Raw genomic sequence first — 14,599 nt, 5'->3', positions numbered from 1 at the left:
AGGAAAAAGTAATAGATAGTTATTAATTTCTAAATAGGTGGGTGAATAGTATTCACCCCTAACAATTCCTAATTATTTATTCTCTTAATTTGACCAATAAACGACGATCAGGTTCATTCCCTTGACTTTCCGTTGATAAATCACCTGATTTCTCTAAAATACTATGAATTTGACGACGTTCTACTGATGATAGATAGCGTATTTCTTCGGGTACACCCGTTAAGCGCACTTTTTCCGCCGCTCTTTGGGCGATCGCCATTAGTTCTGCTTGACGACGGAGACGATAACCATTTAATTCTACGGTAAAAAAACGATGAGAATTTTCATCCACACCGATATTGAGTAAAGCATTAACTAAATATTGAATAGCATCAATAGTTTCTCCTTTTTTACCAGTTAAAGCCTCAATTTTGGGTTGATCTAAAGTGGTTTCATCAATAGTAAGCCAACAGGAAATAACTTGATCCCCATTTTGTTCTAATCTACCTAAGTTAACATTAGCAGGAACTCCCATTAATTTTAAAAGAGTTTCTAGCCATTTTTGACCCCGTTGGATTTGTTCATCCATAATTGCTATAAAAATTGTGATTGATTATGAAGTTTTTTCTTTCTTTTTCAGACTTTTTTTCTCAAAAGGAATTTCTTCTCTACCTCTAGCCGCTTTTTCTTGCTCATCTACTATTTTTTGAATATTTTCAGGCAAAGGTTCACGGGTTAAAATTAGAGTTTGAATAGTTTGAAAAATATTGGCAAGAACGATATACATTAAAACTCCCGCAGGAAGGGGGAAAAATAAAAACATACCCGAAAAAATGATAGGAGTAATTTTATTGATAGATTGTTGTTGATCATTGCCTGAAGGTTTTGGTCCACTACCTGATAATTCTTGGTTAAGATAAATACTTAAGCCAAAGAAGATGATCATACCGACAATATCCCAGTTAATCGAACCATCTGGATTAGTCGCTCCGACTCTACCAAGAGCTTTAATAAATAAGAATCCTTTATCTGCGGCGATACCCGGAATAGTCACTTGAATGGTAGCATCTCCCACTGCTAGAGCGGTAATTTCACCATTTCCATTAATACTAATTCTTTCTTCACCTTTGGTAATAAGCCAACGAGGTTCTAAATGATTATCTGGATATTGAGAAATTACTTCTTGTAATGATTTTCCTTCAATAGTTTGTAACTCAATTTTTTCTGTTTCTCCAACGGTTAACTTATTGCCTGTAGGTAATAGTGCTGAAATTTGACTATGTACACCATCGCTAATAAACACATTTTGAGATTTTGTGCTAAATGCTTGAGGTAAAATACGTTCTATTTGTTCTTGAGGGAAAATCTGCACGTCCACAGTGTAATTAATGTCAGAAAAAGGTGATCCTCTGAGGGTGGCAAATAAGGCGAATAGAATAGGCATTTGTAATAGTAAAGGCAAACATCCTGCCAAAGGATTGCCAAACTCTTGCATTATTTTTGCCATTTCCTCTTGTTGCTTTTGAGGATTATCTTTATATTTTTTTTGTATCTCTTCTTGTCTTTGTTTCATTAAAGGCTGGGTGATGCGCATTTTTCTCATATTGCGAATTTGTCCAGCACTAAGAGGATAAACGGCAAATCTGACCACTAAAGTCAGAGCAACAATCCCAAAACCATAACTAGGCACAATTCCATAGAAAAAATCTAGGATTGGCAACATTATATTAGTTGATATAAAACCTATACCAAAATCCATTGTAATCTCTTTAAATTTACTATATTTTTAATTCTTAATAGATATTAATTGATAATGATCTAATGATCCCTTTTGATTGTTAATTGTTTATTGTTCACTGTCAATAATTACTGTGCGATCGCTTCTTTAGATCTGCCAGTTTTATCCGCAGCACGTTCAGTGATATAATCAGAAATCTCACGAAAACGAGGAATGGCACGCATTTCTAAACGGCTTCTGTCTTTAAGAGTCACGACAATATCTCCCCAAAAACCTAAACCTCTGGGAACTTTGACAACTTTGACAATTTCTGAGTAAATAATGTCAGTACGATCTTTTCCTTGCCAACCGCCAGTGATAGAAATGCGACGATCAGTAATACGAAATCTTAACCAAATAGCACGAACTATTGCCCCTACCGTAAGAGGGAGACAAATAACGGTAAAAGCTAATAGAACATTGAAAATGAGATCCCCAATATGAGGACCACCTTCATAAAAAACATCTTCTCTAATTCCCATGGATTATTTCAGCTTTAATTAATAACTGTTCTAATTCTCTCAAAAAATGTTCATAATTGCATTCTTGAGCTTCTGGTTTTACGATAACAACAATAAGCCAAGGAGAGGAAATTTTCGGCAATAAATACCGAAAGACTGACCTAATTTGTCTTTTAATGCGGTTACGCACTACAGCTTTTTTGCTAACTTTGCGACTAATAGAGATACCTATTTTTGCATCAATAAATTGATCATGACAATTTTCAGTCGTGGGTAAAGCTCTAATAATAAGATGACGACTAGAGCGGCGAATACCCTGCTTATAAACAGATTGAAATTCCCACCGCCGTTTTAGTCTATGTCGTGATGGTAGTCCCACCTAGTTTTATAGTGATTACAATAAAAATGAGAGATAGTGATTTATTCGAAATAAAAATTAAAACTTAAAAATAAGTTACACAGATAATCTTTTTCTACCTTTGTTACGACGAGCTTGAATCACTTTACGACCATTTTCGGTTCTCATACGTGCACGAAAACCAGAGGTTCTTCTTTGTTTACGTCTTGTGCCATTTAAAGTATGTTTACTCAACGGTTTTTCCTCCTTAAATTTAGTTAATAAAAAAAACAGCAATATATATTATATGCTAGATTTACTCAATGAACAATTCACAATATCAAAAGATAAGGAAACAAATAGAAAAGTTAACAATGCAAAAGATTGATTTATAGATTAATTAAATTTGGCTTTTGCTTCTAAATAAAGTTCTACGGTAATAAGATTTTCTCCTTTATCGGCGACAAATTTTTCTATTTTTTTTCTAGCGGCAGGGCGTACAAAAAAAGGTATTTCTTTTAATTTTGCTTCGGCTTCTGTTGTCCATTCCATAGTTTTCTAAACTTTAAGTGCATTATAAACAAAGCTAATAATATCTCAAACTTTGATATTTTGACTCGAATTAATGTACTTTTCTATTTCTTTTTTTCTGAATCCCACATCTGAATCTTGAATATTTTCGCTAAAATTACCATTAATAATTAACTATCAAGTCATAAAAATAATATTTTGAATAGTCGCTTAATTCTTAAAGAAACATTATTATCGGTTATTAAAAACCTTGCTCAAAGTCGTAAAATCAATCCTGAATATCCTATTACAGATTTAATGCTATCTCCCTCAGAAGTTAGTGAAATAGAACAATTAACAATAAATTTAGAGAGTTATAATCCTTTTCCAAGACCCTTGTTTGATGGAGTTAACCTACTAGATGGAATTTGGCAATTACATTATTCAACAGCTAGGGAGATTCGTTCTTTAAATAAATTACCCTTTGGTTTTCAATTACAACAAGTTTATCAAATAATTGACACTCAAAAAGCCTCATTTTTTAATATTGCTTTTGTGAGACATTCTTCTGGGTTAATGAACGGAGCGGTTAAAGTAACGGCTACTTTTGCTCCTAAAATAATAGAAAATGAAGTTTTACCTAAAGATATAATTAATGTAAATTTTCAAAAACGTTTCCTTTCTATTAAAAAAATATTAGGATTAAAAACATCATTATTAGATCCTTTTAAAGTATTTAATGCTCGTAATCCTCAAGGAAGAATTCCTAGCTTAAAAGTAACTTATATAGATGAATCTTTAAGAATTGGTAGAGGAGGTGATGGTAGCTTATTCATCCTTTCTAAAAAAGAAAAAATGATTAATTAGTAATTAATAATTAATTTAGATATTCTATAGCAATTGGACTAAATCATTTGTGAATAATTCAAAATAAAAAATAAATCTGTAAATCTTCGTTACTATACTTAAAAGCTAATTACTCAAAGCTGATAGTTATCTCTATGAAAAGAAAATACTGTAGATATTATATTAAACTTGACATTTGATAAATAGTTGATATACTTTCTTCATCATTGATCAGGTTGACTACTATCTTTGATCTATGAAGATGGTATTTATCAGTATTAATATTATTAATTATTTGCGTGTCTATCTTTAAACCTAATTCTCTAAATTCTAAAACTGTGTCATCTAATTATCAATCGGATAAATATACTCCTGTTTTGGCTTTAAAAGAGTTGGTAGCTAGTTTACAACGGGAACAAAATAAAATTCAAAATTTATTAAGCTCTTTAAGTTTTGCTTTACGTAGCTTTAATAATTTGAATCAGTTTTTGGAATTAACTCCTTTAATGGTTGCCAGAGTTACGGATGCGGAAGGTGGTGCGTTAATACTTTATCATGATAATCATAAAGTTAATTTAGAGCAAATTTATTGTCAAAATAATCAGTTGCGAGAACAAATTAATCATTCATTTCAAAGTGTAGTTAATGAAATTAATAGTTATCAAAAAAAGCACGAAAAAAATCCTGATATTGTTCCTAATATTGAATGTTTTTCCAGTTTTGTAGAAGATAAGTTTAATGATAAGCTAACGCCTTTTTTAAATGTTTTTAGTACTCCAATTTTAATTAAAAATATTGAAAAAGGACGATTGTATATTTTCAGTAAGGATTCTCAATATTTATGGACTCAAACTCGTAAAAAACTAGCTCAATTAGTCGCAGATCAAACAGCAGTGGCGATCGCCAATCATGAATTAACAGTAGAATTGAGATCAAAAGAACGACAAGATCGAGAATTAGAGATTGCCTCAGAAATTCAATTAAGATTATTACCTCGAAAATGTCCGATGATTAAAGGCTTAGAAGTAGCGGCTAAGTGTCAAACAGCGAATCGTGTTGGCGGCGATTATTATGATTTTATTCCCGTGAATTATGATCAATGGGATGAAAATACTGCACAAATACCTAATGCACCTTGTGAGCCTTGGAGTATAGTCATTGGAGATGTCATGGGTAAAGGTGTACCAGCAGGATTGATTATGACAATGACGAGGGGAATGTTACGGGCAGAAGTATTAAATCGTCATTCTCCTTCTAAAGTATTAGAGCATCTTAATCGGGTGATGTATGCTGATTTAGATAATTCTCATCGTTTTGTGACGTTATTTTACTCGGAATATGATCCTCAAACTCATCTTTTACGCTTTGCTAATGCGGCTCATAATCCTCCTTTATTATGGAGAGAAAAAACAAAAAAAATTATTCCCTTAGATACAGAAGGAATGTTAATTGGTTTAGAACCTAATTCTGAATATAAAGATGATGTAATTAAATTAGAATTGAATGATATTATTCTTTATTATACTGATGGTTTAACAGATGCTGTTAATCAGAATAATCAAAGATTTGATGAGGATAATTTACATATTTGTTTTGACTATGCTTGTCAAAATTATTCCGCAGCTGAGGAAATTCTTAACTATATTTTTCAGGAAATTAAACAATTCACTGGTATAGGTCATAAAAATACCGATGATATGACTTTAATTATCGTTAAATTTAATCCCAATGATTCAATTGTTTGTGCTTGTAGTGAACCTTAGTTCACCTGACTTCGATATAAAATTATTGGTGAGAAATGACTTAAAGATAGACAAACTACATCTTGCATGAATCAATAAAATTATTTTAAAGTGTACAAATATTAGGAATTTTTCTACCTGTTTCCTTGTCCACCTGTCTCGTTTTCACGACTTTTCTTCTGTCAAACTGAGGTCATCTCTAATTTTTTTATAGTCTTTACAAAATGTTAGATTTTACGGTCACTGAAAGTTGTATTTTAAAGATAAAGACTTTAATAAAAATACACTTGTAAAATTATGTTAGATAAAATTTTATACGCTGATTCTGGTACTGGTCATACTCAAGAAATGCTAAAAATGTTATTGGATATTCCTGCATTTCAAAACAGTGAAATTACTATTCTTCATGTCATACCTCCTCAAGCTTCGGCGGATACTTTAGCTCAAAAATGGGAAGAAGGCGGTCGAATCATATCTGATATAGTAAAAAACGTCAATATCAATCCTACCAAAGTTTCTACTATTTTAAAGCAAGGAGATCCTAAAGATACTGTTTGTAATACAGCTCAAGAAATTAATGCTGATCTTATTTTAATGGGCTCAAGGGGTTTAACTCGTTTAGAATCTTTTTTAGAAAATTCAGTCAGTCAGTATGTATTTCAACTTAGCGATCGCCCTATGCTGTTAGTGAAAGATGATATATATGTGCGTAAAATTAAACGAGTGATGTTAGCTTTAGATAAATCAGAGTCAGCAGATTATGCCCTGGAATTAACTTTATATTTACTCAGAGACTATTCCGAAGCAGAATTATACTTAGTTAGAGTAAATCCAGATATGAGTCCAGATTTAGATTTATCTACCTCTGAGATGGAACAAAATCCCATTTTAGCACCTGCTTTAGCCAAAGCTAAACGTATGGGCATTCAGACTAAATGTATCGTAACTGGAGGCAGACCAGGAAAGCAAATTTGTCAATTAGCAGAAGATAAAAACATTGATTTATTATTATTAGGATCTCCTGATCGTCGTCCTTCTATTGCCAAAAACTTAGTTGATTTAGATCGTTTATTAGGTACTTCTTTATCTGATTATATTCGGGTAAATGCAAATTGTCCCGTTTTATTAGTCCGTAAATAATAATTAAAAATGAAATGATAAATGAGGAATTAATCAATTTTCCTTACTCTTTTCTCTTGTTTCATTATCAACTATGAATTATTAATTATCATGAGTATAACTGATCGCTTTAATCAATTTGTCGGGAAAAAAAGATACGTTGTTTCCAGAATTTTTATTCATTTACAGGGAAACGACATCGCCCCCTTACTAGGAATCTTAAACCAAAATGCTAGAATCGCCGTAGATGCCGATGGTGATATGGAAGTTATGGGAGAGTGTTTAGTTAATACTTGTGAAACAATTTTACAATATAAAACCTATTGGCAAAGTGCTTCTAATGAAGGAGATGTATTTTGGGATGAAGCTGATGCCGGAGATTTCGTCACTGAGTTATTTACTGACTCAGCACAACGATATCTCAGTCAACCAGATTTAGAGGAAGTAGAGGAAAACACACCTTTATCTCTCCCTGTTACTGAAAATATAATTGTTATGATCACAGTAGCCTTTGAAGGTGAAGTTTTGGACATTGAAACTGATTTAGCTGATATGGAAGCTTTAACCTATGGTTTGAAAGCTCTTATCAATCTTAATTACAAAGATAAATATAGAGCCATTGCCCTCCATTTTTCCCCAGCTAGATTAGGAGAAAGATTAACATCTGATCAAATTTTAATCAATTTTCCTGAATTAATCCCTTTATAAAATTAATAAATCTAAAAATCAAGCAAATAATGTTTAAATCAATTATCGCTATTTTTTTAACTATAATTCTCAGTTTCAGTACTGTCGCTTGTGGTTCATCTAATAGTGTAAGCACTAATAATCCTGCTAATTTAACTAATAACACAAATATTCCTAAGAATAATATTGCTACTGGACAATATCCCGTACAACAAGCTACATTTAATGATGTTGACGGTGAATATACTTTAGTTTTGCTTAATAATCCTCCCGGAAGTAGCCCTATATTTAGAACAACTAATCTACAAATGGCAAGATTAACCGATGAAGAAATTAAAAATGGGGAAAAAACTTTCGTAGAAATCAACGGTAATGAAGCAATAATGCACTTAACCGAAGACTTTAAAATAGAATATGTTCATAATGAAACAGAAACTGTCACCAACCCTGACACTGGAAGGCAAGAAACCGTCATCGTGAGACAACAATCAAGTTTCTGGAGTCCTTTTGCCGGTGCACTAGCTGGACAAGCACTAGGTAGTCTGTTATTTAGACCTCAGTACTATATTCCCCCTGTCTATCAGTCTGGTGGTAATTTGAATGGCTTTGGTGGTTATGGCTCTAGTTATAATCAAGCGGTAACAAACTATAGAACTAACAATAATTCTGTGCCATCAGTAGAAAAAAATCGTCAGTCTTTTCGCACCACGGGTACTATTAAAAATAGTTCAGGCAATAAGATTAATAAAGTTAATACTAATAGTAGCAAAGGAACAGGCTCTGGTGTAGGATCGAGTAATCTAAAAACTAGCGGTAAATCTGGTAAAGCCAGACAGCCTAGTAATAATCGTTTTGGTAGTAATAAATCTACAGGGATTCGTCGCACCACTCCTGCAAGAAGAAGTAGTGGTTTCGGCAGTCGCCGCCGTCGCTAATAGGTAAGTCAGTTACTCAGAATAATAGCTGAATTTTTTTCACTATTATTAAAAATATTATTAATTAAAATAAAAGTAGTTAATTATTGGCATTATAACCAATGATTAATTACTTTTTTATTGATTATTAGGGGTTGCTAAATGTGGGATGAGCAATGAGCAATAGTTTCTAAAGAAAAATTAGATTTTTGATGTTTGTGAAAAATATTTTTACAAAAAATATTTTAGAAAACGAAAGTTAAAATTTCTAATTACTAATTATCATTTAATAATTTACCGCCAAGATTTATTTTCTAAATCTCTAATTTGTCGCTCTAAACGATCAATTCTCCCTCTTAATTCATCCATTTCAGACTGTCGAGGAACACCTAAATCTTGTAAAATATTGCGAATTTGTCGCTCCATTTGAGCTTGAATAGTACTTTGATCTGATTGTATTTGTTGCAATAAATCATCTACAATTCCTTTAGCTTGATCTGGGTTTATTTTACCTTCTTTTACCCATTGCTCACTGACTTCTTTTATTTTTTCTGCCGCCAGAGAAGTTGTGCCGACTCCTATCATTAATAATTGTTTTAGCCAATCGTTATTATCCATAGTCTTACCATCAATTTTTAATTATTTTTCTATTTTAATTCGATAAAAGTTTTATTAATTCTTTCTGAGATACGGTTTTTTGTTCTGAAGTTTTTAAATCTTTTACTTGAATTACTTTTTGCTCAACTTCACTATCCCCTAAAACTAAACAGATTTTAGCACCACTACGATCGCCTCTTTTAAATTGTTTAGCAAAATTACTACCAGTGAGATCTAATTCTACCTTAAAACCAGTATGACGTAATTCTTGAGCAATTATAAGGGCTTGATTTTCTGCTTTTTCTCCACGAGAAACGAAATAAATATCGGGATTTTGAGGTTTAAGAGGCTGTAATTGTTCCAATAATAATATTAACCTTTCTATACCCATTGCCCAACCAATCGCTGGAGTTTCCAACCCTCCTAATTGGGAGACTAAACCGTCATATCTTCCACCTCCACAAACTGTTGCTTGTGCGCCCAAATCAGAGGACTGTATTTCAAAAGCTGTATGAGTGTAATAATCTAAGCCCCTAACCAAACGAGGATTAAGTTGATATGAGATATTTAAATCGTTCAATAAACTGCATACTTTCTCAAAATGATTACGGGAGTCATCTCCTAGATAGTCAAGGATATTAGGAGCATTTTTGGCGATTTCTTGAGTTTTTTGATCTTTACTATCTAAAATTCGCAAAGGATTACGACTTAATCTATCCTGTGAATCTGAATCTAAATCGTCTTTGTAGGGGGTTAAATAATCTACTAGGGCTTGTCGATAGGTTTGTCTGTCTTCTTTACTGCCCACGGAATTAAGTTGTAAACTGAGGTTTTTTAAGCCTAAGGTCTTTAATATATCACAAGCAACAGCAATCACTTCCACATCTGCCCTTGCCGCCTTACTACCTAACAACTCCAAACCTATTTGATGAAACTGTCGTTGTCTTCCTGCTTGAGGACGTTCATAACGAAACATAGCACCACCATACCATAGTCGTTCAACTCCACCACTGGCAAATAATTTATGCTGAATGTAAGAACGTACTACTCCCGCAGTGCCTTCAGGACGTAAAGTAATAGAACGTTCTCCACGATCTGTAAATGTGTACATTTCTTTGCCCACTACATCAGTAGCTTCACCAATACCTCTTTCAAATAGAGAAGTTTGTTCAAAAATAGGAGTCCTAATTTCTTGATAATTAGCCTTTGCTAAAATTTCTCCAACAGTTTTCTCCAAATATTGCCAATATATCACTTCACTGGGCAAAATATCTTTTGTGCCTCTAATAGCTTGAATATTATCCATAAAATTTTAATAAATAACTAACTAATAATTAAATAATTTAAATAAGTGCTTAAATGTAGAGAATTATCAACTCCACAAAAGATAAATTATAAAAAGTAAATTAATGATAGATTGTAGATTTAATTAGTAACAAAATCTTTATAAAAATCAATTACTTCTGTTAAAAATTCTTCCGTTGATTCATAGGGTAAAACATTACGCCCTTTGATTTTTTTCCCTTTGATATTAGCAATATTATTTTGGTATAATTGAATTCTCTGATCAGGTGTTTCTTTAAAACCCTCTTTACTAACACTGGTAGCTTTTTCTCCGATTAAAAGTAGTATTTTTTGGTCTAATTTTTTCATTAGTTTTGAATAATCTTTACGCCAAAATCCAGCTAAAAAAGAGAAAACACTATAACGATTTTGAGGATTAATGGCTGCTTTTTCTAACATATCTAACCATTCATCATCAACATCTTTAGCATCTGCAAATAGTTGCTTAATAGAAAAAGATTTAATAAAATCACGACGACGAGCATATTGATAAAATAAAGAGCCTATAAAAGAATCAAAAAATAAATTCCAAATAATTTCACTAACACGAAGATTACCCCCATTAGTCATAATATTCCATGCAGGAGGACCTGACAAAATTAAACCTTGAATTAAATCTGATTTTTCCTCTCCAGCAGACATATAAACAGCGACAGGAAAAGATGCACCTTGAACAACTAAAATAACAGGTTTTTTGATGACATTTTTGATAAAATAATTAAGTTGGTTTGCCCAATCTTTTGGATCATAAGCAACACGAGGTAAATCACTGTTGCCACAACCTAATAAATCAGGATTATAAATAGGTAAATCACTATGGTGACGAGCTTCAGTAGATAAAAAACGATGCCAAAAATTACCTGATAAACCAACACCGATAGGATGAATTAAGACTAAAGCTACATTATGATTTTTATCAGTATTATAACTAGTATAAGAACATTTATATTTATTCCATGAATAATATTGAGTTGAAGAAGAAAATATCATAGTTTGGTTTAATAAAATTTAAGCTAAAATAACTATATCTGAATAGTAGTTAAAATTAAATTTTTTCATCACTAAAAAAATTATTAGAGGTTGAAATTACACTTGAAAGTTTCTCAAAAAATATTTTTCCAAGTCAAAACTGATTTGATTTATTTAGAAGAAGTATTACATCGTTTTGATACAATGAAACAAGACTGGATTAATGAAAAAGATTGGTTACAGTGTCAACTCGCTTTGGCGGAAGGATTTACAAATGCAGTGCGTCATGCACACAAAAATAGACCTTCAGAAACTCCTATTGATTTAGAAATCAACGTGACACCAGAAGAAATTAAAATTAAAATATGGGATTATGGGCAACCTTTTCAATTAATACCAATACCAGTATCAAAAACAATATCTTCACTGGAAGAGTTAGCTTCTGGTGGTAGAGGAATTGAGATTTTACAAAAAATTGCCGATGAATTAAAGTATGATCATTTGCCCGATAATCGCAACTGTTTATTGATTAAAAAAAAATTATAATCAATAACAGTAAATATTAAAAATAACAAATAATCACTGATAAGCAAATAACTTAATTTTTTGTTATTTACTTATTGAATTTTTCTTCCTCATCATCTAATAAAGAGTCAAAATCGAATTCATCGTTATCACTATCATTGGTGAAAGAATCGAATTCATTATTAGAATTAGAGTCATCATCAACTAAAGCAGATAAATCTAAATCGTTATCATCAGAGTTATCAGATAAATCTAAGTTAAGATTAAAGTCATCATCTCCATATAAATTATCTGTAAATATTTCTACATCAGACTCTACTGACGCAGAAGCAGATTCAGAAAAAGCATCAAAGTTAAAATCATCTTCGGGAGTAGAAACTTCTTCTAAGTCATTATCTGTAGATAAATTTAAACCTTCACCAAATATTTCGACATCAGAAGCAGATTCAGAAAAAGCATCAAAATTAAAATCATCTCCAGAAGTAGAAATTTCTTTCAATTCATTATCCTCAGATAAATCTTCGCTAAATACTTCTATTTCAGAATCTTCTTCTAAATCAAAAGATAATTCTTCCATCTCACTAGGAAAATTTAAAGCACTATCTGAAGTTTCTTCCTCTACTAAATCAAGAGTCAATTCTTCTTCTTCACTCACAAAATCTAAACCACCATCATCAAAAGAAGCAGATTCTTCTGGTAAATCAAAAGTAGGAGTCAATTCTTCTTCTTCACTCACAAAATCTAAACCACCATCATCAAAAGAAGCAGATTCTTCTGGTAAATCAAAAGTAGGAGTCAATTCTTCCTCTTCACTCACAAAATCTAAGCCGCCATCATCAAAAGAAGCAGATTCTTCTGGTAAATCAAAAGCAGGAGTCAATTCTTCCTCTTCACTCACAAAATCTAAGCCGCCATCATCAAAAGAAGCAGATTCTTCTGGTAAATCAAAAGCAGGAATTAATTCTTCTTCAGGAGAGTCTAAAATTTCGTCAACAACGTTATCAGGAAAATCAACTTCTTCCATAGAAGATTCTTCTATTAAATTAACTTCTTCTACAGGGGTATTAAAATTTGCTATGGTTTGTCTATAGTTATCAATTTGAATTTGATAATCTTCAATTTCCTGCTGATGACTTTCCTGTAACTGTTCGATTTGAACTTGAAAAGATTGTTGTAATTGAGTTTGTCTATCTTCAAATTCTTGTACTTGTTGCTGAATTTGTTGCTCTAATTGTGCTACCCTATCATCCAAACCTGAAGTTTCTACTCCGCCTTCTAATTCAGCAATTTTGGCCTGTAACTCCAAGATAGTGTTTTGTAGCTCGATAGTTTTATCTTCTGCGGATTGTAAATTATTAATAGTTGTCTCTAACTCATTAACTTGATTTTGATAATCTTGAATTTGTCTTTCAAATGCTTTCTCTGTATCAGCTATTTTTTGATTGGCTTCAGCTTGATATTGTTGGCTTAAAGAAGCGATTAATTCTTGTTTGCGAGTCTCAAAATCATTTTCTGCTTGACTTAAAGCTTTTTGTTTCTCTTCTTCGATAACGCTATTATCGATTTTATTTGGCTTTAAAAAGAAAGTTACTACTGCACCAACGATCACACCTATAATAAGAGAGATAGGATTCATTACTTTTTCCTCCAATATTTTTAATAAAAATTTTATTATCTAAGTTGTCTTAAATTTTTGTCTAACAGTAATTATATGGACAAATTTTATTTAGTTATCATTTTTCTGTAAATTAAATATTATTACTTAGTTTCCTGATAAGCGGCATAAACTCCTTTTACGTTATACCAATTGAGAAAAATACGGGCTATTTCTAGTGCTAATTGAGGTTTTCCTCGATTTATTAGCCATTGCAAAATAGGTTGAAGAGTTTTTTCGTTTAAAGTGCCTCCCAAAGATAAAATGCCCCATAATAGTTTATGTAACCATGTCATTTGAATCATCATTTTTACCTCATAAGTAGGATGTTTTTTATAGAATAAAACTCCCATTCTCCCTCTTTGAATTTCTTGCTCAATTAGCTTTGGTATTTGTTCAATATTAAATGCTGGATGCCAGTGATAACCAACAGCTTGGGGGCATTTTATTAATTTTAATCCTAATTTTTTGAGCCTTATTCCTAATTCTAAATCCTCCCAACCATATTGGCGAAACATCGTATCAAATAATCCAGCTTTTAGCAACCATTTTTTTGCGATCGCAACATTTCCCGTAGCAAAATAAGCGGCGGAAAAATCGGTGATTTTATAAGGTTCAGATGTGGGATCATCAAAGTTACAGGTATTAATTACCGCACCATAGGTAAAAATAAGGTCATTATTAAGACTTGTTGCCTCTGAATTTAAAGTTTGACTATGGGCTTGTAAAAAAGAAGATGTTACAATTAAGTCGCTATCAATAAAAATAATCCAGTCTCCTTGGGCTTTTTCTACTCCTAAATTACGTGCCGCCGCCGCACCCTTGTGATTTTGAGTATAAAATTTAACGTGAGATAAAAGAGCTTTTTGTGTGGTTAACCATGATATAGTTTCATCAGTTGAGCCATCATCTACTACAACAATTTCATAGTCAGTAACTAAATTTGGATTAAATTGTTGATTCTCTAAAGCCAAGAGACATTTTTGTAAAATAGGCAAACGATTATAGGTAGGAATAACAACGCTAAAAAACACAAGTAAACCCCACGAAAATTAGAAATGAGAAATTTAGGAATCAATAATAATTATTCTAATGGTAATAGACAATTTATTCATTGAATAATTTTATTAAAGTTCAC

At 31.9% G+C, this 14,599-nt stretch carries 17 protein-coding genes; 6 read left to right on the top strand and 11 right to left on the bottom strand.

Going from position 1 to position 14,599, the window contains the following annotated elements:
• Positions 1–76 precede the first annotated feature (76 nt).
• The 6 genes from GM3708_RS08700 to GM3708_RS08675 form a co-directional block, all read right to left on the bottom strand.
• Complete coding sequence (locus GM3708_RS08700; protein WP_082714039.1) at positions 77–568, bottom strand: R3H domain-containing nucleic acid-binding protein; 492 nt, start codon at positions 566–568, stop codon at positions 77–79.
• A gap of 24 nt (positions 569–592) precedes the next feature.
• Positions 593–1,738 carry a membrane protein insertase YidC gene (gene yidC, locus GM3708_RS08695; protein WP_066345655.1) on the bottom strand — a complete coding sequence of 382 codons (1,146 nt, stop codon included), beginning with the start codon at positions 1,736–1,738 and terminating at the stop codon, positions 593–595.
• A 107-nt stretch (positions 1,739–1,845) separates the two neighbouring features.
• Complete coding sequence (locus GM3708_RS08690; RefSeq protein ID WP_066345652.1) at positions 1,846–2,238, bottom strand: PH domain-containing protein; 393 nt, start codon at positions 2,236–2,238, stop codon at positions 1,846–1,848.
• The gene (gene rnpA / locus GM3708_RS08685; protein ID WP_066345651.1) at positions 2,228–2,596 is read right to left on the bottom strand and encodes a ribonuclease P protein component; all 369 of its coding nucleotides are present in this window, start codon (positions 2,594–2,596) and stop codon (positions 2,228–2,230) included. Before rnpA ends, GM3708_RS08690 begins: the two co-directional genes overlap by 11 nt.
• 75 nt (positions 2,597–2,671) lie before the next feature.
• A complete protein-coding gene (gene rpmH, locus GM3708_RS08680) occupies positions 2,672–2,809 on the bottom strand; it encodes a 50S ribosomal protein L34 (RefSeq protein ID WP_066349386.1) in 138 nt (45 codons plus the stop codon).
• Positions 2,810–2,950: 141 nt separating this feature from the next.
• On the bottom strand, positions 2,951–3,106 hold the full coding sequence (locus GM3708_RS08675) for a PCP reductase family protein (RefSeq protein ID WP_066345650.1): 156 nt from the start codon (positions 3,104–3,106) through the stop codon (positions 2,951–2,953).
• Positions 3,107–3,283: 177 nt separating this feature from the next.
• Here GM3708_RS08675 and GM3708_RS08670 point away from each other — a divergent pair, with 177 nt between their 5' ends.
• The 5 genes from GM3708_RS08670 (at position 3,284) to GM3708_RS08650 (ending at position 8,393) form a co-directional block, all read left to right on the top strand.
• Positions 3,284–3,931, top strand: a complete 648-nt coding sequence (locus tag GM3708_RS08670) for a PAP/fibrillin family protein (protein WP_066345649.1) — start codon at positions 3,284–3,286, stop codon at positions 3,929–3,931.
• Positions 3,932–4,248: 317 nt separating this feature from the next.
• Entirely contained in the window at positions 4,249–5,673 is a 1,425-nt protein-coding gene (locus GM3708_RS08665; RefSeq protein ID WP_231932886.1) for a GAF domain-containing SpoIIE family protein phosphatase, read from the top strand.
• A 276-nt stretch (positions 5,674–5,949) separates the two neighbouring features.
• Positions 5,950–6,792, top strand: a complete 843-nt coding sequence (locus GM3708_RS08660) for a universal stress protein (RefSeq protein WP_066345642.1) — start codon at positions 5,950–5,952, stop codon at positions 6,790–6,792.
• A gap of 90 nt (positions 6,793–6,882) precedes the next feature.
• Complete coding sequence (locus tag GM3708_RS08655; RefSeq protein WP_173645006.1) at positions 6,883–7,479, top strand: DUF1517 domain-containing protein; 597 nt, start codon at positions 6,883–6,885, stop codon at positions 7,477–7,479.
• 29 nt (positions 7,480–7,508) lie between these two features.
• Positions 7,509–8,393 carry a hypothetical protein gene (locus GM3708_RS08650; RefSeq protein ID WP_066345635.1) on the top strand — a complete coding sequence of 295 codons (885 nt, stop codon included), beginning with the start codon at positions 7,509–7,511 and terminating at the stop codon, positions 8,391–8,393.
• Positions 8,394–8,666: 273 nt separating this feature from the next.
• On the opposite strand, the gene GM3708_RS08645 is transcribed toward GM3708_RS08650, so the two are convergent.
• The 3 genes from GM3708_RS08645 to GM3708_RS08635 all read right to left on the bottom strand — a co-directional run bounded on the left by GM3708_RS08645 (position 8,667) and on the right by GM3708_RS08635 (position 11,303).
• Positions 8,667–8,990 (bottom strand): phasin family protein, encoded by a 324-nt coding sequence (locus tag GM3708_RS08645; protein ID WP_066345633.1) that lies wholly within the window; start codon positions 8,988–8,990, stop codon positions 8,667–8,669.
• A 34-nt stretch (positions 8,991–9,024) separates the two neighbouring features.
• Complete coding sequence (gene hisS, locus GM3708_RS08640; RefSeq protein ID WP_066345626.1) at positions 9,025–10,275, bottom strand: histidine--tRNA ligase; 1,251 nt, start codon at positions 10,273–10,275, stop codon at positions 9,025–9,027.
• Positions 10,276–10,394: 119 nt separating this feature from the next.
• Entirely contained in the window at positions 10,395–11,303 is a 909-nt protein-coding gene (locus tag GM3708_RS08635; protein WP_066345625.1) for an alpha/beta fold hydrolase, read from the bottom strand.
• Between the two features lie 102 nt (positions 11,304–11,405).
• Here GM3708_RS08635 and GM3708_RS08630 point away from each other — a divergent pair, with 102 nt between their 5' ends.
• On the top strand, positions 11,406–11,828 hold the full coding sequence (locus GM3708_RS08630; protein WP_071827660.1) for an ATP-binding protein: 423 nt from the start codon (positions 11,406–11,408) through the stop codon (positions 11,826–11,828).
• 67 nt (positions 11,829–11,895) lie between these two features.
• Here the strand turns inward: GM3708_RS08630 and GM3708_RS08625 are convergent, their stop codons facing one another.
• Both GM3708_RS08625 and GM3708_RS08620 read right to left on the bottom strand, forming a co-directional pair.
• Positions 11,896–13,443, bottom strand: coding sequence for a hypothetical protein (locus tag GM3708_RS08625; RefSeq protein ID WP_066345624.1), 1,548 nt, complete (start codon positions 13,441–13,443; stop codon positions 11,896–11,898).
• A gap of 122 nt (positions 13,444–13,565) precedes the next feature.
• On the bottom strand, positions 13,566–14,495 hold the full coding sequence (locus GM3708_RS08620; protein WP_066345623.1) for a glycosyltransferase family 2 protein: 930 nt from the start codon (positions 14,493–14,495) through the stop codon (positions 13,566–13,568).
• Positions 14,496–14,599: the final 104 nt, after the last annotated feature.

Origin of the sequence: Geminocystis sp. NIES-3708 (assembly GCF_001548095.1) — a bacterium.
Taxonomy (GTDB): Bacteria; Cyanobacteriota; Cyanobacteriia; order Cyanobacteriales; family Cyanobacteriaceae; genus Geminocystis.
This window is presented reverse-complemented; position numbering and strand designations above follow the sequence as displayed.

Coding starts and splice junctions, on each gene's coding strand:
- GM3708_RS08655 (WP_173645006.1), top strand. CDS start 6,883: ATGAGTATAACTGATCGCTTTAATCAATTTGTCGGGAAAAAAAGATAC.
- GM3708_RS08700 (WP_082714039.1), bottom strand. CDS start 568: ATGGATGAACAAATCCAACGGGGTCAAAAATGGCTAGAAACTCTTTTA.
- GM3708_RS08675 (WP_066345650.1), bottom strand. CDS start 3,106: ATGGAATGGACAACAGAAGCCGAAGCAAAATTAAAAGAAATACCTTTT.
- yidC (WP_066345655.1), bottom strand. CDS start 1,738: ATGGATTTTGGTATAGGTTTTATATCAACTAATATAATGTTGCCAATC.
- GM3708_RS08690 (WP_066345652.1), bottom strand. CDS start 2,238: ATGGGAATTAGAGAAGATGTTTTTTATGAAGGTGGTCCTCATATTGGG.
- GM3708_RS08660 (WP_066345642.1), top strand. CDS start 5,950: ATGTTAGATAAAATTTTATACGCTGATTCTGGTACTGGTCATACTCAA.
- GM3708_RS08650 (WP_066345635.1), top strand. CDS start 7,509: ATGTTTAAATCAATTATCGCTATTTTTTTAACTATAATTCTCAGTTTC.
- GM3708_RS08645 (WP_066345633.1), bottom strand. CDS start 8,990: ATGGATAATAACGATTGGCTAAAACAATTATTAATGATAGGAGTCGGC.
- GM3708_RS08625 (WP_066345624.1), bottom strand. CDS start 13,443: ATGAATCCTATCTCTCTTATTATAGGTGTGATCGTTGGTGCAGTAGTA.
- GM3708_RS08635 (WP_066345625.1), bottom strand. CDS start 11,303: ATGATATTTTCTTCTTCAACTCAATATTATTCATGGAATAAATATAAA.
- hisS (WP_066345626.1), bottom strand. CDS start 10,275: ATGGATAATATTCAAGCTATTAGAGGCACAAAAGATATTTTGCCCAGT.